This window comes from Actinocorallia herbida (assembly GCF_003751225.1).
GTDB lineage: Bacteria > Actinomycetota > Actinomycetes > Streptosporangiales > Streptosporangiaceae > Actinocorallia > Actinocorallia herbida.
In genome coordinates, this window is record NZ_RJKE01000001.1 from 1,327,507 (window position 1) to 1,352,726 (window position 25,220).

At 71.9% G+C, this 25,220-nt stretch carries 22 protein-coding genes; 12 read left to right on the forward strand and 10 right to left on the reverse strand.

The window, feature by feature from the left end; translation table 11 throughout:
- Positions 1–6: 6 nt before the first annotated feature.
- The 3 genes from EDD29_RS06320 to EDD29_RS06330 all read right to left on the reverse strand — a co-directional run bounded on the left by EDD29_RS06320 (position 7) and on the right by EDD29_RS06330 (position 3,812).
- The gene (locus tag EDD29_RS06320; RefSeq protein ID WP_123663198.1) at positions 7–450 is read right to left on the reverse strand and encodes a hypothetical protein; all 444 of its coding nucleotides are present in this window, start codon (positions 448–450) and stop codon (positions 7–9) included.
- Positions 451–615: 165 nt separating this feature from the next.
- A complete protein-coding gene (locus tag EDD29_RS06325; protein WP_123663200.1) occupies positions 616–2,370 on the reverse strand; it encodes an NAD+ synthase in 1,755 nt (584 codons plus the stop codon).
- Between the two features lie 80 nt (positions 2,371–2,450).
- Positions 2,451–3,812: a glutamine synthetase family protein gene (locus EDD29_RS06330; protein ID WP_211359575.1), complete on the reverse strand. Its 1,362-nt coding sequence runs from the start codon at positions 3,810–3,812 to the stop codon at positions 2,451–2,453.
- Between the two features lie 450 nt (positions 3,813–4,262).
- On the opposite strand from EDD29_RS06330, the gene EDD29_RS06335 reads away from it, so the two are divergent.
- From EDD29_RS06335 to EDD29_RS06350, 4 genes are all read left to right on the forward strand, one after another.
- Positions 4,263–5,018, forward strand: coding sequence for an arginase family protein (locus tag EDD29_RS06335; RefSeq protein WP_148085889.1), 756 nt, complete (start codon positions 4,263–4,265; stop codon positions 5,016–5,018).
- A 57-nt stretch (positions 5,019–5,075) separates the two neighbouring features.
- On the forward strand, positions 5,076–5,624 hold the full coding sequence (locus EDD29_RS06340) for an EF-hand domain-containing protein (protein ID WP_123663205.1): 549 nt from the start codon (positions 5,076–5,078) through the stop codon (positions 5,622–5,624).
- Complete coding sequence (locus EDD29_RS06345; RefSeq protein WP_123663207.1) at positions 5,624–6,646, forward strand: terpene synthase family protein; 1,023 nt, start codon at positions 5,624–5,626, stop codon at positions 6,644–6,646. Before EDD29_RS06340 ends, EDD29_RS06345 begins: the two co-directional genes overlap by 1 nt.
- Positions 6,647–6,714: 68 nt before the next feature.
- A complete protein-coding gene (locus EDD29_RS06350; RefSeq protein WP_123663209.1) occupies positions 6,715–9,693 on the forward strand; it encodes a bifunctional [glutamine synthetase] adenylyltransferase/[glutamine synthetase]-adenylyl-L-tyrosine phosphorylase in 2,979 nt (992 codons plus the stop codon).
- Here EDD29_RS06350 and EDD29_RS06355 read toward each other — a convergent pair.
- Positions 9,675–10,586, reverse strand: coding sequence for a phosphatase PAP2 family protein (locus EDD29_RS06355; protein ID WP_123670309.1), 912 nt, complete (start codon positions 10,584–10,586; stop codon positions 9,675–9,677). The two genes, EDD29_RS06350 and EDD29_RS06355, sit on opposite strands and share 19 nt — an antisense overlap.
- Before the next feature lie 151 nt (positions 10,587–10,737).
- Positions 10,738–11,133, reverse strand: coding sequence for an OsmC family protein (locus tag EDD29_RS06360; protein ID WP_123663211.1), 396 nt, complete (start codon positions 11,131–11,133; stop codon positions 10,738–10,740).
- A gap of 236 nt (positions 11,134–11,369) precedes the next feature.
- Here EDD29_RS06360 and EDD29_RS06365 point away from each other — a divergent pair, with 236 nt between their 5' ends.
- Positions 11,370–12,098 carry a Type 1 glutamine amidotransferase-like domain-containing protein gene (locus EDD29_RS06365; RefSeq protein ID WP_123663213.1) on the forward strand — a complete coding sequence of 243 codons (729 nt, stop codon included), beginning with the start codon at positions 11,370–11,372 and terminating at the stop codon, positions 12,096–12,098.
- A gap of 89 nt (positions 12,099–12,187) precedes the next feature.
- Complete coding sequence (gene lipB / locus EDD29_RS06370; protein WP_123663215.1) at positions 12,188–12,856, forward strand: lipoyl(octanoyl) transferase LipB; 669 nt, start codon at positions 12,188–12,190, stop codon at positions 12,854–12,856.
- A 4-nt stretch (positions 12,857–12,860) separates the two neighbouring features.
- Here the strand turns inward: lipB and EDD29_RS06375 are convergent, their stop codons facing one another.
- A complete protein-coding gene (locus EDD29_RS06375; RefSeq protein WP_246052544.1) occupies positions 12,861–13,337 on the reverse strand; it encodes a DUF1877 family protein in 477 nt (158 codons plus the stop codon).
- 123 nt (positions 13,338–13,460) lie between these two features.
- Positions 13,461–13,781 carry a heavy metal-binding domain-containing protein gene (locus tag EDD29_RS06380; protein ID WP_211359576.1) on the reverse strand — a complete coding sequence of 107 codons (321 nt, stop codon included), beginning with the start codon at positions 13,779–13,781 and terminating at the stop codon, positions 13,461–13,463.
- Between the two features lie 58 nt (positions 13,782–13,839).
- Here EDD29_RS06380 and lipA point away from each other — a divergent pair, with 58 nt between their 5' ends.
- Positions 13,840–14,772 (forward strand): lipoyl synthase, encoded by a 933-nt coding sequence (gene lipA, locus EDD29_RS06385; RefSeq protein ID WP_170201310.1) that lies wholly within the window; start codon positions 13,840–13,842, stop codon positions 14,770–14,772.
- Positions 14,773–14,782: 10 nt separating this feature from the next.
- The gene (locus tag EDD29_RS06390; RefSeq protein ID WP_342774397.1) at positions 14,783–15,460 is read left to right on the forward strand and encodes a DUF4191 domain-containing protein; all 678 of its coding nucleotides are present in this window, start codon (positions 14,783–14,785) and stop codon (positions 15,458–15,460) included.
- Between the two features lie 357 nt (positions 15,461–15,817).
- Here the strand turns inward: EDD29_RS06390 and EDD29_RS06395 are convergent, their stop codons facing one another.
- Complete coding sequence (locus EDD29_RS06395; protein ID WP_123663223.1) at positions 15,818–16,291, reverse strand: RDD family protein; 474 nt, start codon at positions 16,289–16,291, stop codon at positions 15,818–15,820.
- A 135-nt stretch (positions 16,292–16,426) separates the two neighbouring features.
- Between EDD29_RS06395 and glnA the strand changes: the two genes are divergently transcribed.
- On the forward strand, positions 16,427–17,851 hold the full coding sequence (gene glnA / locus EDD29_RS06400) for a type I glutamate--ammonia ligase (RefSeq protein WP_123663225.1): 1,425 nt from the start codon (positions 16,427–16,429) through the stop codon (positions 17,849–17,851).
- A 454-nt stretch (positions 17,852–18,305) separates the two neighbouring features.
- Here glnA and EDD29_RS06405 read toward each other — a convergent pair whose 3' ends face one another.
- Positions 18,306–19,307, reverse strand: coding sequence for an Lrp/AsnC family transcriptional regulator (locus EDD29_RS06405; RefSeq protein WP_123663227.1), 1,002 nt, complete (start codon positions 19,305–19,307; stop codon positions 18,306–18,308).
- Positions 19,308–19,419: 112 nt separating this feature from the next.
- Here EDD29_RS06405 and EDD29_RS06410 point away from each other — a divergent pair, with 112 nt between their 5' ends.
- The 3 genes from EDD29_RS06410 to EDD29_RS06420 all read left to right on the forward strand — a co-directional run bounded on the left by EDD29_RS06410 (position 19,420) and on the right by EDD29_RS06420 (position 24,040).
- Positions 19,420–20,904: an MFS transporter gene (locus tag EDD29_RS06410; protein ID WP_123663229.1), complete on the forward strand. Its 1,485-nt coding sequence runs from the start codon at positions 19,420–19,422 to the stop codon at positions 20,902–20,904.
- Positions 20,905–21,112: 208 nt separating this feature from the next.
- A complete protein-coding gene (locus EDD29_RS06415; protein ID WP_123663231.1) occupies positions 21,113–22,648 on the forward strand; it encodes an acyl-CoA synthetase in 1,536 nt (511 codons plus the stop codon).
- A gap of 21 nt (positions 22,649–22,669) precedes the next feature.
- Positions 22,670–24,040 carry an aldehyde dehydrogenase family protein gene (locus tag EDD29_RS06420; RefSeq protein WP_123663233.1) on the forward strand — a complete coding sequence of 457 codons (1,371 nt, stop codon included), beginning with the start codon at positions 22,670–22,672 and terminating at the stop codon, positions 24,038–24,040.
- A gap of 266 nt (positions 24,041–24,306) precedes the next feature.
- Here the strand turns inward: EDD29_RS06420 and EDD29_RS06425 are convergent, their stop codons facing one another.
- The gene (locus EDD29_RS06425; protein ID WP_123663236.1) at positions 24,307–25,200 is read right to left on the reverse strand and encodes a TIGR01777 family oxidoreductase; all 894 of its coding nucleotides are present in this window, start codon (positions 25,198–25,200) and stop codon (positions 24,307–24,309) included.
- Between the last annotated feature and the right edge of the window lie 20 nt (positions 25,201–25,220).

Genomic DNA, 25,220 nt, shown 5'->3' on the forward strand with positions numbered 1-25,220 from the left:
CGGGCGTCAGGAGGTCGCGTAGCCCTGGGCCTTGCACCAGCGCAGCGTCTGGGCGAGGTCGGCGCGCTGCTTCTTCAGCGCCGCGACCTCGGCCTGCCGGGCCTTGGCCTGCTTGAGCAGGGAGGCCCGCCGGGCGTCGCTCTTCTTGAGCTTGGCGGCCTTGGTCCGCAGCAGGTCGGGGGAGTAGGTCCTCCCGTCGTCATAGCGGGCGATCTTCGCGGCGAGTTCCGCGTCCTTGCGGCCGGTGCTGAGGCACAGCGCCCTGGCCTTCTTGGTGGCGGTGCTCTCCTTGGCCTTGGTGTCCTTGTCGTGGCCCTGGGCGGGCGGCTGCGCGACCTGGGTCGAGGAGGTCTGGGGCTTCTCCGAGGCCTGCGCGGCCTGGGCGGGCCCGGCGAGCGCGACGGCGGCGACGGCGAAGGCGGCGGCGGCGGGGATCATCTTCCGGATCATCTCGGCTCCTTGGGTGCTCGTTCTTCTTGGGACGCCGAGCACGTTACGGACGCTGCCTTGCCGTCGGATGAGGCGTCGCGGGACGTCGGCTGAGAGAACCCGAAGGACCGCGTGAGAGCGCCGGCGCGAACGTGAGATCCGAGAGAAGGCCAGGTCAGAGAAGTCTCAGCGGGACTCGCGCCAGCGCGAGGTGATGGGCAGGCGGCGATCTCGGCCGAAGTCCTTGGCGCTCGTCTTCGGGCCGGGCGGGTACTGCCGCCGCTTGTGCTCGGCGGCGTCGACCAGCCGGATGACGCGTTCGACGAGGGCCGGGTCGTGGCCCGCGGCGACGAGGGCGTCCCGGCCGAGGTCGCGCTCGACGTAGTCGTCCAGGAGGGGGTCGAGGACGTCGTAGGGCGGCAGCGCGTCGGTGTCCCGCTGGTCCGGCCGCAGCTCGGCCGACGGCTCCTTGTCGATGACGGCGGGGGGGATCGGCTCCGGCCCGAGGTCCGACAGCAGCGGACCCGGCCCGCGGCGGGCGTTGCGCCAGCGGGACAGCTCCCACACCCGGGTCTTGGTGAGGTCCTTGAGCGGGCCGAAGCCGCCCGCGCTGTCCCCGTAGAGGGTCGAGTAGCCGACGGCCAGCTCGCTCTTGTTGCCGGTGGTGAGCACCAGGTGGCCCTCCTGGTTGGACAGGGCCATGAGGACGGTGCCGCGGATCCGCGCCTGGAGGTTCTCCGCGGCCAGGCCCGTCAGCGCGAGCTCCTTGTCGTAGGCGGCGACCAGGTCGTTGATCGGCACGATCCGGGAGTGCAGGCCCTGCCGCTCGACCAGGTCGGCGGCGTCGCTGAGGGAGTGCTCGCTGGAGTAGCGCGACGGCATGAGCACGGCGTGCACGCGCTCGGGCCCGAGCGCGTCGGCGGCGACCGTGGCGACCAGCGCCGAGTCGATCCCGCCGGACAGGCCGAGGACCACCGAGCGGAAGCCGTTCTTGCCGACGTAGTCGCGCACCCCGGTCACGAGGGCCCCGTACACCTCGGCGGCCTCCGTCAGCGGGGCGGCGAGCTCGGCGGTGACGGGCGCGCGGGCGGGCGCGGGCCCGGTGGAGGCGAACCTGCGCTCGATGGTGATGACCGTGCCGTCGTGGGCGTCGCGCGGGAAGGCGCCCTCGGCGGCGGGGGCGGCGTCCGGCAGCGTCACGTCGGTGACGAGGAGGTGCTGGACGAACCGGGGCGCCCGCGCCAGGAGGGCGCCGTCGGCCGCGACGACGACGGAGCCGCCGTCGAAGACCAGCTCGTCCTGGCCGCCGACCAGGTTGACGCAGGCGAGCGCGCAGCCGGCCTGCCGGGCCCTGCGGGCGTAGAGGTCGAGCCGGGCGCCGTCGGCGCCGCGCTCGTAGGGCGTGCCGTCGAGCACCAGCAGCAGTCCGGCCCCGGCGTCGGCGGTGGCGCTGACCGGGCCGCCGTCCTGCCACAGGTCCTCGCAGACCGCCGCGGCGACGTCCGCGCCCCGGATGCGCAGGACGGGCAGCCGGTCGCCCGGGGCGAAGCAGCGGAACTCGTCGAACACCCCGCTGTCGGACAGATGGTGCTTGGCCGAGCGCAGCAGCACCGCGCCGCCGTGCAGCCAGGCGAGCGCGTTGACGGGCCTGCCCGCCGCGTCGCTGTCGAGGTACCCGACGGCGACGGGCAGCCCGCCCAGGCCGTCCTCGGCGAGCCGGGCGGCCAGGGCGGCGACGGACCGCCGGGACGCCTCGACGAACGAGGCGCGCAGGGCGAGGTCCTCCACGGGATGGCCGGTGAGCGCCATCTCGGGGAACGCGGCGAGATCGGCTCCCGCGGCCCCGGCGCGGCGCGCCCAGGCCAGCACGAGTTCGGCGTTCCCGGCGAGATCGCCGACCGTCGGGTTGACCTGTGCGAGCGCCACACGGAGTCCGGCCACACCTACAGCCTAGAACACCGCCCCCGAGTATCGTCGTCCTGACGATAAGCGCGCCCGGCGGCCGGCGTTCCGGCGCATGCCTACAGGATCTCCAGGTAGCGCTTGCGCTCGTAGCCGGTGACCTGGCGGCGGTAGTCGTCCCACTCGGCGCGCTTGTTGCGCAGGAAGAAATCGAACACGTGCTCGCCGAGCACGTCGGCCAGCAGCTCGGAGCGCTCCATCGCCTTGATCGCCTCGTCCAGGGACTGCGGCAGCGGCTGGATGCCCAGCACCCGGCGCTCGGCCGGGGTCAGCGCCCAGACGTCGTCCTCGGCGCCCGGAGGCAGCTCGTAGCCTTCCTCGATGCCCTTGAGGCCCGCGCCCAGGATCACCGCGAAGGCGAGGTAGGGGTTGCAGGCGGTGTCCAGCGAGCGGAACTCGATCCGGGTCGCGTGGCCCTTCTGCGGCTTGTACATCGGCACGCGGATCAGCGCGGACCGGTTGTTGTGGCCCCAGCAGACGTAGGACGGCGCCTCGCCGCCCGCGCCCGCGTCGGCGCCCGGGCCGCCCCAGAGCCGCTTGTAGGAGTTCACCCACTGGTTGCAGACCGCGGTGATCTCCGGCGCGTGCTTGAGCAGGCCCGCGATGAACGCGCGGCCGACCTTGGAGAGCTGGAACTCCGCGCCCGGCTCGTAGAAGGCGTTCCGGTCGCCCTCGAACAGGGACATGTGGGTGTGCATGCCCGAGCCGGGGTAGTCGGTGAACGGCTTCGGCATGAACGAGGCGTTGACGCCCTGCTCCAGCGCGACCTCCTTCATGACCAGGCGGAAGGTCATGATGTTGTCGGCCGTGGTGAGCGCGTCGGCGTAGCGCAGGTCGATCTCCTGCTGGCCCGGGGCGCCCTCGTGGTGGCTGTACTCCACCGAGATGCCCATGGACTCCAGCATCGTGATCGCGCTGCGCCGGAAGTCGTGCGCCGCCGAGTGCGGCGTGTGGTCGAAGTACCCGCCCTGGTCGACGGGCTCGGGGATGCGCCCGTCCTTGGGCATGTCCTTGAGCAGGAAGAACTCGATCTCGGGGTGGGTGTAGAAGGTGAACCCGAGGTCGGCGGCCTTGCTCAGTGTGCGCTTCAGCACGTGCCGCGGGTCGGCGTACGACGGGGTGCCGTCGGGCATGAGGATGTCGCAGAACATGCGCGCGACGCCCGGCGCCTCGGCCCGCCACGGCAGGATCTGGAAGGTCGACGGGTCCGGCTTGGCCAGCATGTCGGCCTCGTGGACCCGGGCGAAGCCCTGGATCGCCGACCCGTCGAAACCGATGCCTTCGGCGAAGGCGCCTTCGAGCTCGGCTGGGGCCACGGCCACGGACTTGAGGAAGCCGAGGACGTCCGTGAACCACAGCCGGATGAAGCGGATGTCCCGCTCTTCGAGCGTCCGGAGGACGAACTCCTGCTGACGGTCCAAAACCATTCTCCCTCTCCAAGCCAAGCCATCCTGGAGGCGCCCTCGCGAACGCTTCCCAGGCCCCGGCCTCCAGTCTGCCCTGCCGGTATTTCCCCAGCGTTACAAACCTACCCGTCCGGGGCCCGCAGGGCACGTTGAGGGGAGTCCTCCCCGGACGTCCACTCCCGGTTAACACCGCCGACCCCCGCAATTACGGTCCGACCGCAGCCGTCCCGGCCCGGCCGGTCCCGCCCCCATAGTGGATCTAGAACCGGACGGTTATGGCCGCCGCCCTCCCGAGACGGAGTCCTCCCCCTTCGGGCCACCGAGGCCCGGCACCGGGGCGAGGCAGGGACGGGAGGGGCGGAAGAGAGGTCTGCGCACCGGTGATGATCGCCGTCCCGTGGCCGGTACCGGGGTTGTCACCTCAAGTGCTCGAATGATCCGGGGTGTAAGGGATACCGTCATTCCGTGAGCGTTATCTGCGTGCCCTATCACCTCGATGAGCGGCTGCCCGCCTTCGAGGCTCCCGTGGAGGTCGACGAGACCATCACGCTGCTGCTGCCCGACAGCGGGCACTGGCAGCGGATGGCCGTCCTCTACGACACCGTGGCCGACACCGTCGCCAAGGCGGTCTCCGAGGGCGACCGGCCGGTCGTCGTCTCGGGGGACTGCACGACCTCCCTCGGTGTCGTGGCGGGCCTCCAGCGGGCGGGCGTCCAGCCGTCCATCGTGTGGTTCGACGCCCACGGCGACGTGCACACCCCCCGCACCTCACTGTCCGGCTACCTCGGCGGGATGCCGCTGCGCCTGCTCGTCGGCGCCCACCCCGAGGTCATCGCCGACCTCCTCGGCCTGGAGGCCGTGCCCGAGGCCAACGTGACCCTCGTGGACGCGCGCGACCTCGACCCGCCGGAGGCCGAGTACCTGGAGTCCGCGCGGATCACCCGCTGCGCCGTCGACGACCTCGTGCTGCCCGAAGGGCCGATCTACCTGCACGTGGACTTCGACGTCATCGACTCCGCCGAGCTGCCCGGGCTGCTGTTCCCGGCGCCGAACGGCCCGTCGCGCAAAAAGGTCGCCAAGGCCGTCCGCAAGGTCCTGGAGACCGGGCGCGTGGTCGCCGTCGGCGGCGCCTGCACCTGGCACGCCGGGCACGGCTCGGCCGAGCTGGTGGAGCCCGTTCTGGCCCCGGTGTTCCACGAGACCGTCATGACGGGACTTTGACCCTGGCACAGCCCGGCATCACGGGGAGGAGATCGCGCCCTCACCTAACGTGAGGGCATGTCTACCTCCGAGTTGCAGGATCGGAAGCTGGACCGGGCGTTCGACCAGCTCGACGTGAACCGGGACGGCATGGTCGACCGGGAGGACCTCGCGGGCCTGGGCGCCCGCTTCCTGATCGGGTTCGGCGAGCCGCCGACCTCGACCTCCGGCCGGACCCTCCTGGAGGCCTTCGACCAGGTCTGGGCCGCGGTGATGTCCCGGCTCGACCTCGACGCCGAGAGCCGCATCGGCCGGGACCAGTTCCGCAGGGGCATGGCCGAGGCGTTCATCGTCGGGCCCGACTACGAGCCCGTCCTGCGCCCGGCGAACCAGGCCGTCGCCCGCATCTGCGACGCCGACGCCGACGGCCTCATCGACCCCGTGGCCTTCCGCACCATGCAGACCGCCTACGGCACCGCCGAGGCCGACATCGCCAGCGCGTTCGGCGCCCTGGACGCCGACCGGGACGGCATGCTCACCGTCAGCGAGCTGGAGCGCGCGGCGCGCGAGTTCTACACCGGAGACGACCCGCGGGCCGGCGGCAACTGGCTGTTCGGCCGGATCTGATGGACGTCTCCCTCCTGCTCCCGCTGGCCGAGCGCATCCCCGCGCTCGTCGCCCCCTGCCGCGTCCACGAGCTCCTGTTCCCGATCGGCGAGGAGTCCGCGGCCTGGGCGAGCGGCCACGGGCTCATCCTCGGCGAGTCCGACGCCACCCGCCTGGGCCGCGGCCGCTTCGAGCGGCTGGCCTGCCGGCTGCTCCCGGACGTGCCGCCCGCCCGCGCGGTGCTCGTCACCGAATGGCTGATCTGGCTGTTCGCGCTCGACGACCACATCGACGACGGCGGCCTCGGCACGTCGGCCACCGCCGTCGACGCGCTGTACGAGCCGCTGATCCTGACGCTCCGGCGCGGCACCGCGCGGCCCGGCTCGGGCGTCCTGGAGACCGCGCTCGCCGACCTGTGGAACCGCACCGTCCCCGGCATGAGCCAAGGCTGGCGGCGAAGGTTCCGCGACCACCTGTCCTGGCACCGCCAGGGCTGCCTGGACGAGGCGGTCGCGCGCCGCACCGGGGAACTTCCGGCCCCCACGCGCTACGCCGCGGTCCGCCGCGGGCTGCACGCTCCGTTCCTGCTCGACCTCCTCGAACCGGCGCTCGGCACCGAGGTCCCGGTCGAGGTGCTGGGCACCAAGACGTGGCAGACGCTCCTGGAGGGCACCGCCGACGTCACCGCGTGGTGCAACGACCTCGTCGCCTACACCCGCGAGGACCACGGCCCGCTCAACGCCGTCGCGGCCACCTCGCGGCAGTACGGGCTGCCGCCGCGCACCGCGGCCGCGGTCCTCGTGCACGAGCGGGTCTGGGGGCGGCTGGAGGACGTCGCGGACGCGGCGCGGAACCTGGACGCCGAGATGCGCAGGCTCCGGCTCGACCCCGGCACGGCCCGGGGCGTCTCCCGGGTGGCGTGCGCGCTGCTGTCCGCGCCGCGCGCGCAGCTCGACTGGCTGCATGAATGCGGCAGATACAGCCCGATGCCCGATCCGTCCGTTCCCTCACCGCGCCGCAAACCACGCGTAACCTTGACGTGAGATCTGTAACGTTCCGGAGACCTTGCCGTCCTTGATCCGGTGCGATGGCGGCGGGGAGGGTTACTTTGATGGGTGTGAGTGAACGCCGTACCTCCCTCGCCGCCAGGCTCGCGCGGTTGGGCTTCACCGACGCGTCCGCGGCGCAGGCCGCCCTCGCCGCCGCCCCGGTCCCGCTCGACGAGTCAGTGATCGACGCGCTCGGCGGCACCGCCGATCCCGATCTGGCCCTGCCCGGCCTGCTCCGGCTGGTCGACGCCGACCCCGCCCTGCCCCGCCTGCTCCAGGCGGACCCCGCCTTCCGCGCCCGGCTGCTCGCCGTGCTCGGTGTCAGCGCGGCCCTGGGCGACCATCTGGCCCGCCACCCGGAGCAGTGGAACGTTCTCAGGGGCCGGCCACCGGCCCCCGACCCGAGTGAACTGCGAGCCGACCTGCTGACCGCCGTCGGCGCCGACCCGGCCGCCGCGGCACCGGTCGCCGCGCCGGGCGGCGTCGACGCGCTGCGCGTGGCCTACCGGGCCAGGCTGCTCTCCCTCGCCGGGCGCGACCTGTGCGGGGAGTCCGACGTCGGCGAGGTCGCCGCGGAGCTCGCGGCGCTGGCCGACGCGGCCCTGGAGGCGGGGCTGGCCATCGCCCGCGCCGAGGTCCCCGACCACGCGCTCGCCCGCCTCTCCGTCATCGGCATGGGCAAGTCCGGAGGACGCGAGCTCAACTACGTCTCCGACGTGGACGTCATCTTCGTCGCCGAGCCCGCGGAGGGCGCGGCGGAGGAGGCGGCGCTGAAGGCCGCGGGCAAGGTCGCCGGGGCGATGATGCGCGCGTGCTCGGCGACCACCCCCGAAGGCTCGCTGTGGGAGGTGGACGCCAACCTCCGCCCCGAGGGCAGGTCGGGCCCGCTCGTGCGGACCCTCGCCAGCCATCGCGCCTACTACGACCGCTGGGCGAAGACCTGGGAGTTCCAGGCGCAGCTCAAGGCCAGGCCCGTCGCGGGCGACCCGGACCTCGGCCGCGCCTACATCGAGGCCATCTCGCCGCTGGTGTGGAAGGCGGCGGCGGGCGAGGACTTCGTCTCCGACGTGCAGTCCATGCGCCGGCGCGTCGAGGAGGACCTCAGGGAGCGGCACGGGGAGGTCGAACGGCAGCTCAAGCTCGGCCCAGGGGGCCTGCGCGACGTCGAGTTCGCCGTCCAGCTCCTCCAGCTCGTGCACGGCAAGGCCGACGAGCAGCTGCACAGCGCCAACACGCTGGAGGCGCTCGCGGCGCTGTCGGCGGGCGGGTACGTCGGCCGTGAGGACGCCGCCGACCTCGCCGAGGCGTACCGGTTCCTGCGCCGCACCGAGCACCTGCTCCAGCTCCACCAGCTGCGCCGCACCCACCTGGTGCCCGCCGACACCGCCGACCTCCGCCGCCTCGGCCGCGCGCTGGGGTTCCAGGGCGACCCTGCCCAGCGGTTCACCGAGGAGTGGCGCAAGTACGCGCGCGGCGTCCGGCGCATCCACGAGAAGCTCTTCTACCGCCCGCTGCTGCGCGCGGTCGCCAACCTGCCCGACGAGGCCCGCCTCACCCCCGAGGCGGCCCGCACCCGGCTCCTGGCGCTCGGCTACAACGACCCGGCAGGGGCGCTGCGGCACATCGAGGCGCTCACCAAGGGCGTCTCGCGCCGCGCCGCGATCCAGCGCACCCTGCTGCCGGTGATGCTCGGCTGGTTCGCCGACGCGCCCGACCCCGACGCGGGCCTGCTGGGCTTCCGCCGGGTCTCCGACGCCCTCGGCAGCACCCCCTGGTACCTGCGGCTGCTGCGCGACGACGTCACCGTCGCCGAGCGGATGGCGCGGCTGCTGGCGTCCAGTGCCTACGTCACCGACCTGCTGCTGCGCGCCCCCGACGCGGTCACGATCCTCGGCGGCGACGCCGAGCTCGTGCCGCGCAGGGGCGAGGAGCTGCGCGCCGAGGCGATGGCCGTGGTGTCCCGGCACGAGGACCGCGAGAAGGCCGAGCACGCCGTCGCCGCGGTCCGCGCGATCCGGCGCCGCGAGCTGTTCCGGGTGTCCGTCGCCGACCTGCTCGGCCTGGTGGACGTCCGCCAGGTCTGCGAGGCGCTGACCGACATCACCGCGGTGACGATCGAGGCCGCGCTGGAGGCCGCGGTCAACAAGGTCGAGATCGAGCGCCGGGGGCCGCTGCCGTGCGAGATCGCGGTGGTGGCGATGGGCAGGTTCGGCGGCCGCGAACTCGGCTACGGCAGCGACGCCGACGTCATGTTCGTCTACGAGGCCCGCGAGGGCGTCGAGGACCGCGAGGCGCACCGGGCCGCGCACTCCGTGGCCGAGGAGCTGCGCCGCCTGCTGGCGCTGCCCGCGCCTGAGCCGCCGCTCGGCATCGACCCCAACCTGCGCCCCGAAGGCAAGTCCGGGCCCTTGGTGCGGAGCCTTTCGTCCTACGCCGCCTACTACGGGCGCTGGTCGTCGCCGTGGGAGAGCCAGGCGCTGCTGCGCGCCGACCCGCTCATCGGCCCGCCCCGGCTGCGCGCGGCGTTCGCCGAGGTGATCAACCCGATCCGGTGGCCGGAGGGCGGGATCTCCGAGCGCGACGTGCACGAGATCCGGCGGCTCAAGGCCCGGATGGAGGCCGAGCGGCTGCCGCGGGGCGTCGACCGGCGGCTGCACCTCAAGCTCGGTCCCGGCGGCCTGTCGGACGTCGAGTGGGTCGCCCAGCTCCTTCAGCTCAGGTACGCCGCGGAGGTGCCGGGACTGCGCACCACCCGGACCGTCGCGGCACTGGAGTCCGCGGTGGAGTACTCCCTGCTGGACGCGCACGACGCGGGGGTGCTCGGCCAGGCGTGGGAGCTGGCCACCCGCATCCGCGGCGCGGTGATGCTCGTGCGCGGGCGCGCCTCGGACCTGCTGCCGACCGACCACCACCGCGAGCGGACCGCGGTCAGCCGGCTGCTCGGCTACCCCGGGACCGGCGACATGCTGGAGGACTGGCGCAAGCACGCCAGGCACGCCCGCGAGGTCACCGAGCGCGTCTTCTACGGAAGCGGCCGCTGAGCCCGGCCCGGTGGCGGGCTCTCCGGCGAAGCCGGGTTCTCGATGAGCCTGTCATCGGGACCAGTGAGCCCGGCCCGGTGGTGGGCTCTCCGGCGAAGCCGGGTTCTCAAAGAGCCCGCCACCGGGACCAATGAGTACGCGAGTACGACGAGGGCGACGCCGGCCACCACGTCCAGGACGTAGTGGTTGGCGGTCGCCAGCACCACCGCGACGGTGCAGGCCGGGTAGGCGAGGCCGAGCGCGCGCGTCGTCCACCGGCGGCCGAGCGTCACGAGGGCGATCCCGCACCACACCGCCCAGCCCGCGTGCATCGACGGCATCGCCGCGTACTGGTTGGTCATGGCCGCCGAGACGTCGGAGGCGTACAGGCCGGGTGTGCCGAAGGCCGTCACGGGGTCCAGGAAGCCCTCGGAGGGCAGGAAGCGGGGCGGGGCCAGGGGGAACAGCCAGAAGCCCGCGAGCGCCGTCCCGGTGGCCGCCACGAGGGCGGTCCGCAGCCGCGCGTAGTGCGCGCCGTGGGCGCGGTAGAGCCACGCCAGCACCGCGAGCGTCACGGCGAAGTGCGCGCTCAGGTAGAAGAGGTTCGCGGCGAGGGACAGGGGCTCGCTGGCCACCAGCGCGCGGTTCAGCCCGAGTTCGACGTCCAGGGAGAGCGCGCGTTCCAGGTCGAGGACCGCCGCGGCGTTGGCGAACGCGCGGGCGGGACCGCCCGGGTCGTTCAGCAGGATCCGGAGCAGGGTGTAAGCGGTGTAGAAGACGGCGACGAGCACGAGTTCGCGCACGACCGACGGCCGCGGGAGCGGCGGGACGCGGACCAGCGGGGAGACGGCGGCCGGCCCGTCCGAACCGGTCAGACTTGAACGAACGGCAGGACGGGGGGCGATACGAACCATGTCGTCCATGGTCCGGCGGCCGCGTCCGCCTGTGATCACCGCAGCGGACGGTCTTCACCTCGGCATCTGGGGGGACGCCCACCCGGGGCCGTCCCCCAGAAGAACGGGCGCCGAACGGCGGGTTGCCCCTAGGGGACGTGCCTTACGGGCCTCAGGGCAGCCGCTGCTCTACCGGCATCGGGTTCTTCAGCGCCTTCCCGACCGGGCAGTACCGCTCGTGGACGCGCCCGGCGACCGAGCGGAAGACCTCAAGCGCCTTCTCGTCCTCCGGGGGGAGCTCGATCTCATACGTGACGGTGAAGGACCTCAGCTCCGTGTCGGAGACCTTCTCCGCCTCCACGACGGTCGCCAGCTTGGCCAGGCGGTGGCCGCGCTTGGCGGTCAGGGGCTCGACCGTCGCCATCTCGCAGCCGCCGAGCGCGGCGAGCAGGAGCTCGACGGGGGAGAACACCCCCTCGTCGCGGGTCGAGCCGATCTCGATCCGGCCTCCCCGGTCGTTGGTGGCGGTGAAGCCCGTCTCGGTGCGCTCTACCCGGACCGACGGCATGGTTCCTCCGATGTGCGGTGCTGTGCTGCTGCGGGGTGGTACCCGTTGCAGGGGCAACGGACCCCGGTTGCGGATCATCCCCATTCCTCGCCGCGGATGTCCACAGAAACGCGGAAACGCCTTTCCGGGGCTCTCCGTAGCCGTACGGTGACTCTGCACGGGTTCTCCGCGGGGTACCGGGAACCCTGCGGACCAACGGCAGCGACGCCGAACGCCGACGAAGACCGGGAGCACAGTTGAGCACTGACGGACAGCCGCACATCCTCGCCATCGGCGGCGGGACCTTCGTGTCCAACGGCCGCTTCGGCCTGGACCCGAGCCCGCTGCTGCGCTACGCCTTCGACCTCACCGGGCAGGACAGGCCGCGCGTCTGCTTCCTGGCCACGGCCCTGGGCGACCAGTCCGAGCGCGTCGCCCAGATGTACGAGGCCTTCGGCCGGATGGACGCCGAGGTCACCCACGTCGCGCTGTTCCCCATGCCCAACATGGAGGACCTGCGCGGCCACCTGCTCGCCCAGGACCTCGTCTACGTGACCGGCGGCAGCGTCGTCAACCTGCTCGCCCTGTGGCGGGCGCACGGCCTCGACGAGATCTTCGCCGAGGTGTGGCGCTCCGGCGTCGTGCTGGCCGGGCAGAGCGCGGGCGCGATGTGCTGGCACTCCGGCGGCAACACCGACTCCTACGGCCCGGCCCTGCGGCCGCTGAGCGACGGCCTCGGCCTGCTCCCGTACTCCTGCGGCGTCCACTACGACAGCGACGCCCAGCGCAGGCCGCTGCTGCACTCCTCGATCGCCTCGGGGGAACTGCCCGACGGCTACGCGGCCGACGAGGGCGTCGCGCTGCACTACGTCGGCACCGAGTTCGTCCAGGCCGTCGGCTACCGCCCGTCCGGCCGGGCGTGGCGGATCGAGCGGGACGGGACCGGGGTGAAGGAGACCCCGATCGAGCCACGCCAGCTCCGCTGACGCGCCGGCCGGTCGGCTCCACCGACGTCGGAGGGTCCGGCTTGCCCGGGGTTCGGAGGGCGCGGCCTCGGGTCGAGTAAGGTCGAGGCGTGATTTTCGTGCATGCGGGCTTCGGTGACCAGGCTGTTCCCTACGAGGACGGGTGGGCGCTCCAGCGCCGCACCCACGAGCGCCGGGTGGCCGACGCCGTCGGCGACACCGTGATCATGCTGGAGCACCAGCCGGTCTACACCGCGGGCAAGCGCACCGAGCCGCTGGACCGGCCGCTGGGCGACCCGGGCGCGCCGGTGATCGACGTCGACCGCGGCGGCAAGATCACCTGGCACGGTCCCGGTCAGCTCACCGTCTACCCGATCGTCCGGCTGCCCGACCCGATCGACGTCGTGGCCTTCGTCCGCAAGATGGAGGAGGCCATGATCGGGGTGCTCGGCGAGTTCGGCCTGCAAGGGGTACGGGTCGAAGGGCGCAGCGGCGTCTGGCTGGTCGACGGCGAGGCCCCGGACCGCAAGCTCGGCTCGGTCGGGCTGCGCGTCTCCCAGGGCGTGACGATGCACGGCATCCAGATCAACTGCGACAACGACCTGAGCTGGTTCGACCGGATCGTGCCGTGCGGCATCAGCGACGCGTCCTCCACCTCGCTCACCCGCGAACTGGGCCGTCCGGTGACCGTCCGGGAGGTGCTGCCGCTGGCCGAGCGGCACATCGCCGAGCAGCTGGGCGCGGCGGAGACGTTCCACCGCACCCTGGCCCAGCTCTAGGGCCTCAGCCCATCGTCTTGAACACGCCTTCGCCGCGGTCGGCGGCGTCGGTGAAGAACCTGCCGAGCGCGTCGTAGCCCGGCCGGAACAGCTTGTCCCGTGCGTCCTCGCCCCAGGCGTTGACGCCCTGCACGTCGGCCTCGGCCATCGCGACCAGGTCGAACCGGCGCGAGGGGAAGGGCGTCGCCGCGAGATGGTCGGCGGCGACCTTCACCCTGTCGGTGGACAGGTAGATGACGTCGAAGCCGAGCGCCTCGCTGCCGTCCTCGGTGAGCAGCCGCCCACCGCAGACGATGTCGGCCTCGGGCGAACGCCCTTCCCAGGGGTCGCCGGTGATCAGGTAGTGCAGGCCCTGCCAGTTCCCGCCCAGGTCGAGCACCCGCCCGTGGTGGGCCTGCCGCCAACCCGCGGAACCGAACACCCGCCGCGCAAGGTCGCCCGGGTCGGCGCCTCCCTCCACGGGCAGCCTCAAGTAAGTCATGGCCAGCGCCACGGCGGATCCTCTCCCTTGCTCCAAGCTTGACAACAGCGAGTCACCCTAGAGAGGTCGGCGGCGGCCGGGGGCGCGAATCGCGGGAATCGGCGCTCATGCGCCCCCCGATTGTTATAGAGGGCGTATTTTGACGGCTGTCCCGTAGGCGCAGATCTCCGTCCCGGTGTCCCTGAGGTCGTTGCTCTCGTACCGGACGGCGAGGATCGCGCCGGCGCCCTTGGCCTTGGCCGCGGCGATCAGCCGCTCGCGCGCCTGGAGCCGGAAGTCGTGGAGTTCGCGGGCCAGGCCCTGCGGTTCGCCGCCGAGGAACGTCTTGATCCCCGCCTCGATGCTGGACAGTCCACTGCGGACCATGACGGTGAGACCGAACACATCTCCGATCACCTCGGTGACCTCGTAGCCGGGGATGTCGTTCATGGTGGACACGATCACAGCGGCCGGCCTTCCTTGGGGGGCGTGAGGGGGCCTTTCCTGGACGTACTCTAAACGGGTGAGTGCTGTGGCCCCAGATGGACGGAAGCTGCTGCGGCTTGAAGTCCGCAACGCAGAGGTACCGATCGAGAAGAAGCCGCCGTGGATCAAGACGCGGTTGAAGATGGGGCCCCAATACCGGGAGCTGACCCAGCTCGTCAAAGACGAGGGGCTGCACACGGTCTGCCAGGAGGCGGGCTGCCCCAACATCTTCGAGTGCTGGGAAGACCGCGAGGCGACCTTCCTCATCGGCGGTGACCAGTGCACCCGGCGGTGCGACTTCTGCCAGATCGACACGGGCAAGCCCGCCGAGTACGACACCGGCGAGCCCGTGCGGGTGGCGGAGTCCGTCGCGTCGATGGGGCTCAAGTACGCCACCATCACCGGGGTGGCCCGGGACGACCTGCCCGACCAGGGCGCCTGGCTGTACGCCGAGACGGTCCGCCAGGTCCACCTCGCCGTGCCGGGCTGCGGCGTGGAGCTGCTCGCGCCGGACTTCAACGGTGTGCCCGACCTCCTCGGCCAGGTCTTCGAGGCCGCCCCCGAGGTGTTCGCGCACAACCTGGAGACGGTGCCGCGGATCTTCAAGCGGATCCGGCCCGCGTTCCGGTACGAGCGGTCCCTGGACGTCATCACGCAGGCCCGCGCGGCCGGGCTGGTGACCAAGTCCAACCTGATCCTGGGCATGGGCGAGACCCGCGAGGAGGTCTCCGAGGCGCTGCGCGACCTGCACACGGCCGGCTGCGAGCTCATCACCATCACCCAGTACCTGCGGCCGACGCCGCGGCACCACCCCGTCGAGCGCTGGGTCAAGCCCGAGGAGTTCGTCGAGCTCCAGGCCGAGGCCGCCGAGATCGGGTTCGCCGGAGTGATGTCCGGACCCCTGGTACGGTCCAGCTACCGCGCGGGACGCCTCTACCGTCAGGCCATCGACGCCCGCGCCGATCACTAGGATGAGCAGCATGGCAGAGAACGAACAGCCCGGGCGGTTCAAGCAGATCCGCATGGTCGCCGGGATGGTGGCCAAGGCCGACCGCAAGGCGCTCCCCATCGTCTTCGGTTCGGCGCTGGGCGTGCTCGCGATCTTCGTGCTGATCGGGATCTTCGTCGGGCCGCTGTGGTTCATGATCCCGCTCGGCCTGATGCTGGCGATCATCGTCGGCCTCGTCGTTTTCGGGCAGTTCGCGCAGCGCACCCAGTACCGCATGCTGGAGGGCCAGATCGGCGCCGCCTACGGCGTCCTGGACACGATGCGCGGCAACTGGGTCGTCACCCCGGCCGTCGCGGGCAACCGCAACATGGACGTGGTGCACCGGGTCATCGGGCGCCCCGGCGTCATCCTGGTGTCGGAGGGCCCGGCGAGCAGGGTCGGCTCGCTGCTGGGCGCGGAGAAGAAGAAGATCTCCCGGCTCGCCTCGGGCGTCACGATCTACGACATCCAGGTCGGCGACGAGGACGGGCAGGTCCCGCTGTCCAAGCTCCAGGCCAAGGTCGCGAAGCTGCCCAGGAACCTCACCAAGGCCCAGGTCAACGATCTGAACGACCGGATGCGCGCGCTGCCGCAGCGGCCGGCCGCGCCGGGCGGCCCGATCCCCAAGGGCGTCCGCATGCCGAAGGGCCCCAAGCCGCCCCGCCGCTGACTCCGGCGAGAGCTCCGAGGAGAGCCCGCGACCCCCGTGGTCGCGGGCTCTTCGCTTGTCCGGACCGCGGCCGGGGGCCCTGGGAGGCCGTCAGGTCGATCCTGCTGCCGTCGGGGACGTGTCGGGTATGCCGGGCGCAATCCGGCGTCCGGGGCGCGCATCGCGGGACTGGGAGGCGGGGAGGGTGAACAGCCGGCGTCCGGGGCGTTGCGGTCGGCGGACCCGGCGGCCGCGCGGAGATGAAGGGCCGTCGGACGCGAAGAACGGCCGGCCCCCTGTGCGGGGACCGGCCGTTCCCGGTTCGTGCTCACCGGGCCGGTCGCGGGCCCTCGGAGAGCCCGCCATGACCGGCGGCGCTCAGTACTCGATGACCGCGGTGTTGGCGGCGCGGTCGTGCAGGCCGCGGTGGTCGCGGTCCCACAGCAGGGCCGGGATCATCAGGCCGAGCAGCACCGCGCGGGCCGCGCCCCAGAGGAGGCCGACGGGGCGGCCGTCGAGCCGGACCACGCGCAGGCCCGCGAGCCGCTTGCCCAGGGTCGTCCCGATCAGCGAGACGCCGATCCAGGCCTGGAGGACGAAGACGACGAGGTTGAGCCAGACGTTGGCCTTGTCGGACCAGTCCAGCAGGCCCGAGATCCACCCGGCCACCAGCATCGAGGCGAACCAGTCGATCAGCAGGGCGACGAGCCGCCGCGCGTAGCTGGCGACGGACCCGGATCCGCGCTGCGGAAAGCCCAGGCGCTCGCCCGCGTAGCCCAGGTCGGCGCCCGCCGTGCGGGCCCCGGTCAGCCAGGTGCCTGTCCAGCTCGGACCCTTCTCGTTACCGCTCACCCCACAAAACTACCGGTACCGGCCAGGCGGACTGTCGTGACCCGCCTTCGAGGGAGGCGAAGCGTAGGCTGGCAGGTGGGTTACAAGGATGTGACCTCGTGAGATCGGTAGTAAAAGCCCGTTTTAGGAGGCTGGATGTTCAGCAGCGCCGAGGAAGTCCTGAACTACATCCGGGAGGAGGGTGTCCAGTTCATCGACGTCCGTTTCGTCGACCTGCCCGGCACGGTGCAGCACTTCACCTTCCCGGCCTCGAACTTCGGTGAGAACGTCTTCACCGACGGCCTGATGTTCGACGGCTCGTCCATCCGGGGATTCCAGGAGATCCACGAGTCGGACATGCTGCTGCTGCCGGACCCGACGACCGCGGTCGTCGACCCGTTCCGCCAGCACAAGACGCTCAACATCACGTTCTTCGTGCACGACCCGCTCACGGGCGAGCCCTACAGCCGCGACCCGCGCAACGTCGCCAAGAAGGCCCAGGACTACCTGATCGGCACCGGTATCGCCGACACGGTGTTCTTCGGTCCCGAGGCCGAGTTCTACATCTTCGACGACGTGCGCTTCCACACCGCGGCCAACGAGGGCTTCTACTTCCTCGACTCGATCGAGGGCGCCTGGAACACCGGGCGCAAGGAAGAGGGCGGCAACCTCGGCGCCAAGCCCCCGTACAAGGGCGGCTACTTCCCCGTCCCGCCGATGGACCACTACACCGACCTGCGCTCGGAGATGGTCCAGCAGCTCATCGAGGTCGGCATCGACGTGGAGATGCAGCACCACGAGGTGGGCACCGCGGGCCAGGCCGAGATCGACATCCGGTTCGCGCCCCTGCTCCAGTCGGCCGACCAGCTGATGCTCTACAAGTACGTCGTGAAGAACGTGGCCCGCGCCCACAACAAGGCCGTCACGTTCATGCCGAAGCCGATCTTCGGCGACAACGGCTCGGGCATGCACTGCCACCAGTCACTGTGGAAGGACGGCAGCCCGCTCTTCTACGACGAGGTCGGCTACGCGGGCCTGTCGGACACGGCCCGCTTCTACATCGGCGGCCTGCTCAAGCACGCGCCCGCCCTGCTGGCCTTCACCAACCCGACGGTGAACAGCTACCACCGCCTGGTCCCGGGCTACGAGGCCCCGGTGAACCTGGTCTACAGCCAGCGCAACCGCTCGGCCTGCATCCGGATCCCGATCACGGGCACCAACCCGAAGGCCAAGCGCATCGAGTTCCGGGTGCCGGACCCGTCCTGCAACCCCTACCTCGCGTTCGCCGCCATGCTCATGGCCGGCCTCGACGGCGTCAAGAACAAGATCGAGCCCGTCGAGCCGGTCGACAAGGACCTCTACGAGCTCCCGCCCGAGGAGGCCCGCGGCATCCCGCAGGTCCCCGGCTCCCTGGAAGCCGTCCTCGAGGCCCTCGAGAACGACCACGACTTCCTCCTGGAAGGCGGCGTCTTCACCCAGGACCTCATCGAGACCTGGGTGACCTACAAGCGCGAGAACGAACTCGACCCGATCCGCCTCCGCCCCCACCCCCACGAGTTCGAGCTCTACTTCGACGTGTAGTCCTCGCGCAGCGGCCTCGTCACCGGGGTCGAGGGTCGCGACGACGTCCGATCGTTGAGGCGCCGGGGCCCGCGGCGGTCGTTCCGCCGCGGGCCTTCGCGCGTTCTCCGTCCGGGGCGCCGCTGAGGTGAAAGGGCGCAGGTGAAGATCGTCGGGCTGATGGAGGCGCCCGCCGCGGGGTGCTTACCTGGTGCCCGCGCCCCTGCCGCCGTGGTGGACCAAGGTGCGCCTTCGCATCGGCGTGGTGTTCCTCGGCCCGCGCAGGGTCCGGGCCCGGGGATGACAGATTTATTAGGTTAGGCTAACCTTATTTATGCGTCGGCGGGGTGGTCGACGCGGTTCGGTCGGGGCCCCCGCGGGTGTTCGCAGGCGCAAGCCGCTGGGGGTCCCCGACCGGACGGAGAAGCGACGCGGGGCGGCGGGGGGAATCCGCCGCCCCGCGGTGTTCCCGGGGTCAGGCGGCGGTGCCGCGGCGGCGGGCGGGCAGCGCGGAGCCGCTCTGTTTGACGGTGCGGGAGATGAGGACGGTCTCGCTGCGGCGAACGCCCGGGAGCGGCCCGACACGGTCGTTCAGGTAGCGGTAGAGGGAGCGCGGATCACGGCAGCAGACCGACGCGGTGAGGTTCGTGGGGCCGGTCGTCGCGGCGGCGAAGACGATCTCGGGGTGCCCGGCGAGTTCGGCGCCCACCCGCTCCAGGTCGGCCGGGTGGACGTCGAGCCACAGCCAGGCGCACGTGCGCAGCCCCAGCAGGGCGATGTCGATCTCCAGATCGGTGAACAGGACGCCGGTCGCCTCGAGGTGGTCGAGCCTGCGCCGGACCGTCGACTCCGACCAGCCGGTCGCGGCGGCGAGGTCGGCGTGGGAGGCGCGGGCGTCGAGACCGAGCTCGGTGAAGAGGGCGCGGTCCAACGCGTCGAGCGGCAGGGGGGAGTCGGGGAGTGGCGGCGGCGGGGGAAGGACGAGCGCGGCTTCCTGCTCGGGGGTGAGCGCGGAGATGAGCTCGTGGTCGGTGCGCAGGGCGGCCCCGGCGAACTGGTGGAGGATCGACTGCGCGGTGACCGCGACCACCCGGGCGGTCCTCGGCAGCCGCTCCAGGAGCGTGCCGTCCTCGTCCTCCTCGGTGAGGGAGTGGACGCCGCAGAGGAGTTCGGTGCCCCCGGCCAGGAGCTGGATCCAGGCCGTGTCCGGGCGGCGGGCGAGGGCGTCGGCGAGCGCTGGGGCGGAGCCGGGGGCGCACTGGAGGCGCACCCACCACCGGGAGCCCCCGGTCCTGCGGTGGTCGCACAGCCCGACGACGCGCAGCGCCCCCTGCGCGCGGAGCCGCCGGTAACGGCGCGCCACGGTCTGGTCGGAGACGCCGAGGACCGTCGCGATCCGGCTGAACGACGCGCGTCCGTCGAGGGCGAGCGCGTGCGCGATCTGAAGGTCGAGGTGATCGGCGCTGATTCTTTCCACCAGATCAGCGTAATCGATGTCGGATTCCGGCTCGGAATGCCGCTATGGATCCTGCCTCCGTCCGTTCGGCCGCGAAGGTGGAGACCGCGTGATGCCTTCGAGGGAGATGAAAATGCGAAAGTGGTGGCCGCTCGTCGCGGTCTGTACGGGTGCCTTCATGCTGCTGGTGGACGTCACGATCGTCATGGTGGCGCTGCCGGACATGGCCGACGGCCTGGACACGTCCTTCACGGCGCTGCAATGGGTGCTCGACGGGTACGCGCTCGTCCTCGCCGCCGCGCTGCTCGGCGCCGGGTCGCTGGCCGACCGGATCGGGCGGCGGCGGGTCTACGTGCTGGGTCTCGTGCTGTTCGCGGCCGCGTCGCTGGCGTGCGGGCTGGCGCCCGACGCGGGGACGCTCGTCGTCGCGCGACTCGTGCAGGGCCTCGGCGCCGCCGCGATGTTCGCCACGACCATGGCCCTCATCAACGACCTCTACCGGGGCCGTGACCGGGGCGTGGCGTTCGGCGTCTGGGGCGCGGTGAACGGCGCCGCGGCGGCCGCGGGGCCGCTGGTGGGCGGGCTGCTGGTCGGCCCGTTCGGCTGGCGCGCGATCTTCCTGGTGAACCTGCCGCTGAGCGTGGCCGCCGTCGCGCTGACCCTGTGGAGCGTGCGCGAGTCCCGCGACCCGCGGCCGCGCCCGTTCGACGTCCCGGGCATGGTGTCGTTCACCGCCTCCGCGGGCCTGCTGACGTACGGGCTGATCCGCGCGGGCGAGGAGGGCTGGACCGGCGTCGCGCTCGGGTCGCTCGCCGCGGGGGCCGTCGCGCTCGCCGTCTTCCTGGTGGTGGAGGTCAGGACCGCGGAGCCGATGCTCGATCTCGGGCTGTTCCGCAGCCCGTCGTTCAGCGCGATCATGGCAGGAGGGGCGCTGCTCAGCTTCGCCGCGTTCGCCTACGGCGCGTACCAGTCGCTCTGGCTCCAGTCCGTGCTGGGGCTCAGCGCGATCCAGGCGGGCCTCGTCGTGCTGCCGATGTGCGGGGTCGCGTTCGTCGTGGCGGGCGCGGGCGGGCGGCTGCTGCACGACGTCGCGCCCCGGTGGACGATCGGCGGCGGGCTCGTGCTGATCGGCGCGGGCGCGCTCGGCCAGGCCGTGCTGTCGGCGGACTCCGGCTGGGCGGCGCTGCTGCCGGGCCTCGCCGTCGTCGGCGTCGGCGTCGGCCTGGGCACGCCCGCGCTGTCGTCGGCGGCGCTGGCCGCGGCGCCGGTCGAGCGCGGCGGCATGGCGGCCGGCGCGGTCACCACGTTCCGCCAGCTCGGGTTCGCGCTGGGCATCGCCGTCCTCGGCGGCCTGTTCCGGACCGGCATGACCGGCCCGCTGGAGGGGACCGGGGTGCGCGCCGCGGAACTGAGCGGCGGCGGCGCGGCCGAGGTCCTGGCCCGGCGGCCGGAGGCCGCGCCCGCGGTCCGCGAGGCCTTCGCCTCGGGCCTCAACGACGTCCTGGTGACCGCGGGCGTGGTCGGCCTGGCCGCCGCGGTCCTGGTCCTCCTCGTCGTCCGGCGCGCGTCGTCCCCCGCCCCGGAAACCCCGCGGACCGCCGTTCCCGCCGAAGCCTGACGACCCGGGGCGACCCGCGGCGGGGCCCGGCCGCATGTCGGCCGGGCCCCGGGCGTCGTCAAGGCACGTTTCGGTTCTGGAGTTCTCGCGAAGGGGCTGGCCAGCGCGGGCGGAAGTCCTAGAATCGGATTCGGATAAGTCTTCCCTTACTGGGTGGTCATGTTACAGAATGCGAAAAACGTAACACTGCTTCAACGTTGAGGTGCTCATGGATCTCGGAACCGTCGCGGCTCGCACCCCGGACAAGCCCGCGGTGATCATGACCGGCTCCGGTCGCGTCGTGACCTTCAAGGAACTGGACGAGGCGTCGAACCGGCTCGCCCAGGTGTTCCACGCGGCCGGCATCAGGCCCGGCGAGCACATCGCGTTCATGATGGAGAACCGCTGGGAGGCCCTGGCCGTCGCGTGGGCGGCGCAGCGCTCCGGGCTGTACTACACCGCGGTCAGCAACAAGCTCACCCTCGACGAGGTCACCTACATCGTCGAGAACTGCGAGGCCAAGGCGTTCATCGCCTCCCCGGCCGTCGCCGACGTCGCCGCCCCGATCGCGGCCGCCAATGAGAACCTCCTGATCAAGCTGATGCCCGAGGAGCAGGCCCCCGGCTTCGACTCCTACGAGGAGGCTTTGGCCGCCGCGTCCCCCGAGCCGCTCGCCGAGCAGCTCGAAGGCGTCGACATGCTCTACTCCTCCGGCACCACCGGACGGCCCAAGGGCATCAAGCCGAAGCTGGACCGCATCCCCTTCGGTGAGCAGCCCGGCATCCTGACGTCGCTCATTCAGATGCTCTTCGCGCCGGATGACGACTCGCTCTACCTGTGCCCGGCTCCGCTCTACCACGCGGCACCGCTGCGCTACTCGATGTCCTTCCAGCGGCTCGGCTCGACCGTCGTCGTCATGGAGAAGTTCGAGCCGGAGGACGCGCTCAAGGCCATCGAGCGCTACGGCGTCACGCACAGCCAGTGGGTGCCCACGATGTTCATCCGGCTGCTGAAGCTGCCGGAGGAGGTCCGCAAGGCCTACGACCTCTCCTCGCTGAAGTACGCCGTGCACGCGGCCGCACCGTGCCCGGTCCCGGTCAAGCACCAGATGATCGAGTGGTGGGGCCCGATCATCCACGAGTACTACTCGGGCACCGAAGGCAACGTCTTCACCTACACCGACTCGACGAGCTGGCTCGCCCACCCCGGCAGCGTCGGCAAGCCGATCCTCGGGGAGGTGCACGTGCTCGGGCCGGACGGCGAGGAGGTGCCCGCGGGCGAGACGGGCACCCTGTACTTCGGCAACGGGCCGCAGTTCGAGTACCACGGTGACCCGGAGAAGACCAAGTCCGCCCAGGACCCCCTGGGCCGCGGCTGGACCACCCTCGGCGACATCGGCCATGTCGACGCCGACGGCTTCCTCTACCTCACCGACCGCCAGTCCCACATGATCATCAGCGGCGGCGTGAACATCTACCCGCAGGAGGCCGAGAACCTCCTCGCGGTGCACCCGAAGGTCGCCGACGTCGCGGTCTTCGGCGTGCCCAACCCGGAGATGGGCGAGGAGGTCAAGGCGGTCGTCCAGCTCACCGATCCGTCGGAGGCGAGCGACGCGCTGGCCGCCGAGCTGATCGCGTACTGTCGCGACAACCTCGCCCACTTCAAGTGCCCGAGGTCGCTCGACTTCCGGGACGAGCTGCCGCGGCACCCCACCGGCAAGCTCCTCAAGCGCGTCCTGCGCGACGAATACTCCCAGCAGTCCTAACAGTTTCGGGAAGGACCTGACATGTCCCCCTCGATCGCCGAGACCGTCGCGCGACTGCGCACGACGTTCGCATCGGGCCGGACCAAGCCGGCGGCCTGGCGGGTCCGCCAGCTCGACGCCCTCGGTCGGCTCCTCGCCGAACGCGAGGACCAGATCGTCGAGGCGCTCGCGGCCGACCTCGGTCGGGAAGCGTTCGAATCCTGGTTCGCCGACATGGCGTCCACCCGCATCGAGCTCGTCGACGCCAAGAAGAGCCTGAGCAAGTGGATGCGCCCCCGGCGGGTGTCGACCCCGCTGTCGATGCAGCCTGGCAAGTCCTGGATCCAGTACGAGCCCCTGGGCGTCGTGCTGGTGATCAGCCCGTGGAACTACCCGTTCTACCTGGCGGTCGGCCCGCTGATCGCGGCGCTCGCGGCGGGCAACTGCGTCATCCTCAAGCCGTCCGAGCACGCCCCGGCGACCTCCGCGCTGCTGGCGGAACTGCTCCCGGCCTACCTCGACGCGGACGCCGTCGCCGTCGTGGAGGGCGCCGCCGAGGAGACGCAGGAGCTGCTCGACCAGGCCATGGACCACGTGCTGTTCACCGGCGGGCCCGGCATCGCCAAGGCGATCATGGCGGGCGCGGCCAAGCACCTCACTCCGGTGACCCTGGAGCTGGGCGGCAAGAGCCCGGTCATCATCACCAAGGGCACCGACCTCGAGGTCGCGGCCCGGCGTGTCGTGTACGGCAAGCACCTCAACTCGGGTCAGACCTGTATCGCGCCCGACTACGTGCTGGCCGACCGCGCCGTCGCCGAGACGTTCGCCAAGGAGGTCGCCAAGGCCGTCGACGCGATGACCGAGGGCACCGACGGCAAGGCGCGGCCGATCGTCAACGAGCGGCACGCCAAGCGTCTCGCCGGCCTGCTCGACGGGCACGGCGGCAAGGTCGTGCACGGCGGCGGGTCCGCGCCCGACGACAAGCGGGTGGACTTCAGCGTGGTCCTCGACCCGGACACCGACTCGCCCCTGATGACCGAGGAGATCTTCGGCCCGATCCTGCCGATCGTCTCCTACGGCTCGTTCGGCGAGGCGCTGGAGTTCATCCGGTCCCGGCCGAAGCCGCTCGCGGCGTACCTGTTCAGCCCGTCCAAGGAGGACGAGCGCAGGTTCCTCGCGGACGTCTCGGCGGGCGGCGTGGTGATCAACCAGGTCGGCTACCACGTGCTGAACCCGAACCTGCCGTTCGGCGGCGTCGGCAACAGCGGCATGGGCGCCTACCACGGCGAGTTCGGCTTCGAGGCGTTCAGCCACCGCAAGGCGGTCATGCGCAAGGGCACCTCGCCCGACCCGAAGTTCATCTACCCGCCCTACACCGAGTCGACGAAGAAGCTGCTCCGCCGCCTCCTCTGAACACGGCTGAATCCGGCCCGATGGCGGGCTCCCCGGCGTAGCCGGGCTCTTCAAGAGCCTGCCATCGGGCCCTATGAGTACGGTCCGATGGCGGGCTCCCCGGCGTAGCCGGGCTCTTCAAGAGCCTGCCATCGGGCCCTATGAGTACGGTCCGATGGCGGGCTCCCCGGCGTAGCCGGGCTCTTCAAGAGCCTGCCATCGGGCCCATGAGTACGGCCCGATCCCGCCACCCCGGGGATCGGGCCGCTGGTGTCACGGCGGCTCGCCTAGCGCGCGAACATCGCGCGCAGGGCGGCTGGAAGGGACGGGTCGGCGAAGACGAAGCCGTCCGCGAGCAGTCGCGTCGGCACGGCGCGCTGGCTGATCAGGGGGCCTTCGTCGGCGAACTCGCGCAGGGCGAGCCGGAGCAGCGGCGCGGGCACCGCGAGGAACGAAGGACGGCCGAGCGCGCCGGCCAGCTCCTTGGTGAACACCGCGTTGGTGACGGGCTCCGGCGCCGTCAGGTCGACCGGCCCGGACAGCTCCGAGGTGAGCAGATGGGTGAGCGCGCGGACCTCGTCGCGCAGGGTGATCCAGCTCATCCACTGCCGGCCGGCGCCGAGTTTCGCGCCCAGGCCGAGCCGGAACAGCGGCAGCAGCGGCTTCAGCATGCCGCCCTCGCGCGCCAGCACGATGCCGGTCCGCGGATGCACGACCCGGATGCCCGCCGCAGCCGCGGGCGACGCCGCGCCCTCCCAGTCGGCGACGACCTGGGCGAGGAAGCCCGCGCCCTGCGGATCCTCCTCGTCACGCACGTCTTCGCCGGTCGGGCCGTAGAACCCGACCGCCGACCCGCTGACGAACACGCGCGGCGGCGTGTCCACCTCGGCGAGCGCTTTCGCGAGCAGGGAGGTGCCCTTCACCCGGCTGTCGCGGATCTGCTTCTTGTAGGCGGCCGTCCAGGGCCGGTCGCCGACCCCCGCGCCCGCCAGATGGACGACGGCGTCGTGGCCTTCCAGCCCGGCGGCGTCGATCCGGCCTTCGGCGGGGTCCCAGAACACCTCGCCGGGATGCCGGGGCGCGCGGCGCACCAGCGTGGAAACGGCGAAGCCCTCACCGCGCAGATGCGCGGCGAGGGCTCCGCCGATCAGACCTGAGGCACCCGAGATGATCACTCGCATGCCCGAAGACTAGCCCTTTC

Coding starts and splice junctions, on each gene's coding strand:
- EDD29_RS06345 (WP_123663207.1), top strand. CDS start 5,624: ATGGACGTCTCCCTCCTGCTCCCGCTGGCCGAGCGCATCCCCGCGCTC.
- EDD29_RS06425 (WP_123663236.1), bottom strand. CDS start 25,200: ATGCGAGTGATCATCTCGGGTGCCTCAGGTCTGATCGGCGGAGCCCTC.
- EDD29_RS06375 (WP_246052544.1), bottom strand. CDS start 13,337: ATGACTTACTTGAGGCTGCCCGTGGAGGGAGGCGCCGACCCGGGCGAC.
- EDD29_RS06350 (WP_123663209.1), top strand. CDS start 6,715: ATGGGTGTGAGTGAACGCCGTACCTCCCTCGCCGCCAGGCTCGCGCGG.
- EDD29_RS06415 (WP_123663231.1), top strand. CDS start 21,113: ATGGATCTCGGAACCGTCGCGGCTCGCACCCCGGACAAGCCCGCGGTG.
- EDD29_RS06390 (WP_342774397.1), top strand. CDS start 14,783: ATGGCAGAGAACGAACAGCCCGGGCGGTTCAAGCAGATCCGCATGGTC.
- EDD29_RS06420 (WP_123663233.1), top strand. CDS start 22,670: ATGTCCCCCTCGATCGCCGAGACCGTCGCGCGACTGCGCACGACGTTC.
- EDD29_RS06410 (WP_123663229.1), top strand. CDS start 19,420: ATGCGAAAGTGGTGGCCGCTCGTCGCGGTCTGTACGGGTGCCTTCATG.
- EDD29_RS06320 (WP_123663198.1), bottom strand. CDS start 450: ATGATCCGGAAGATGATCCCCGCCGCCGCCGCCTTCGCCGTCGCCGCC.
- glnA (WP_123663225.1), top strand. CDS start 16,427: ATGTTCAGCAGCGCCGAGGAAGTCCTGAACTACATCCGGGAGGAGGGT.
- EDD29_RS06355 (WP_123670309.1), bottom strand. CDS start 10,586: ATGGTTCGTATCGCCCCCCGTCCTGCCGTTCGTTCAAGTCTGACCGGT.
- EDD29_RS06340 (WP_123663205.1), top strand. CDS start 5,076: ATGTCTACCTCCGAGTTGCAGGATCGGAAGCTGGACCGGGCGTTCGAC.
- EDD29_RS06360 (WP_123663211.1), bottom strand. CDS start 11,133: ATGCCGTCGGTCCGGGTAGAGCGCACCGAGACGGGCTTCACCGCCACC.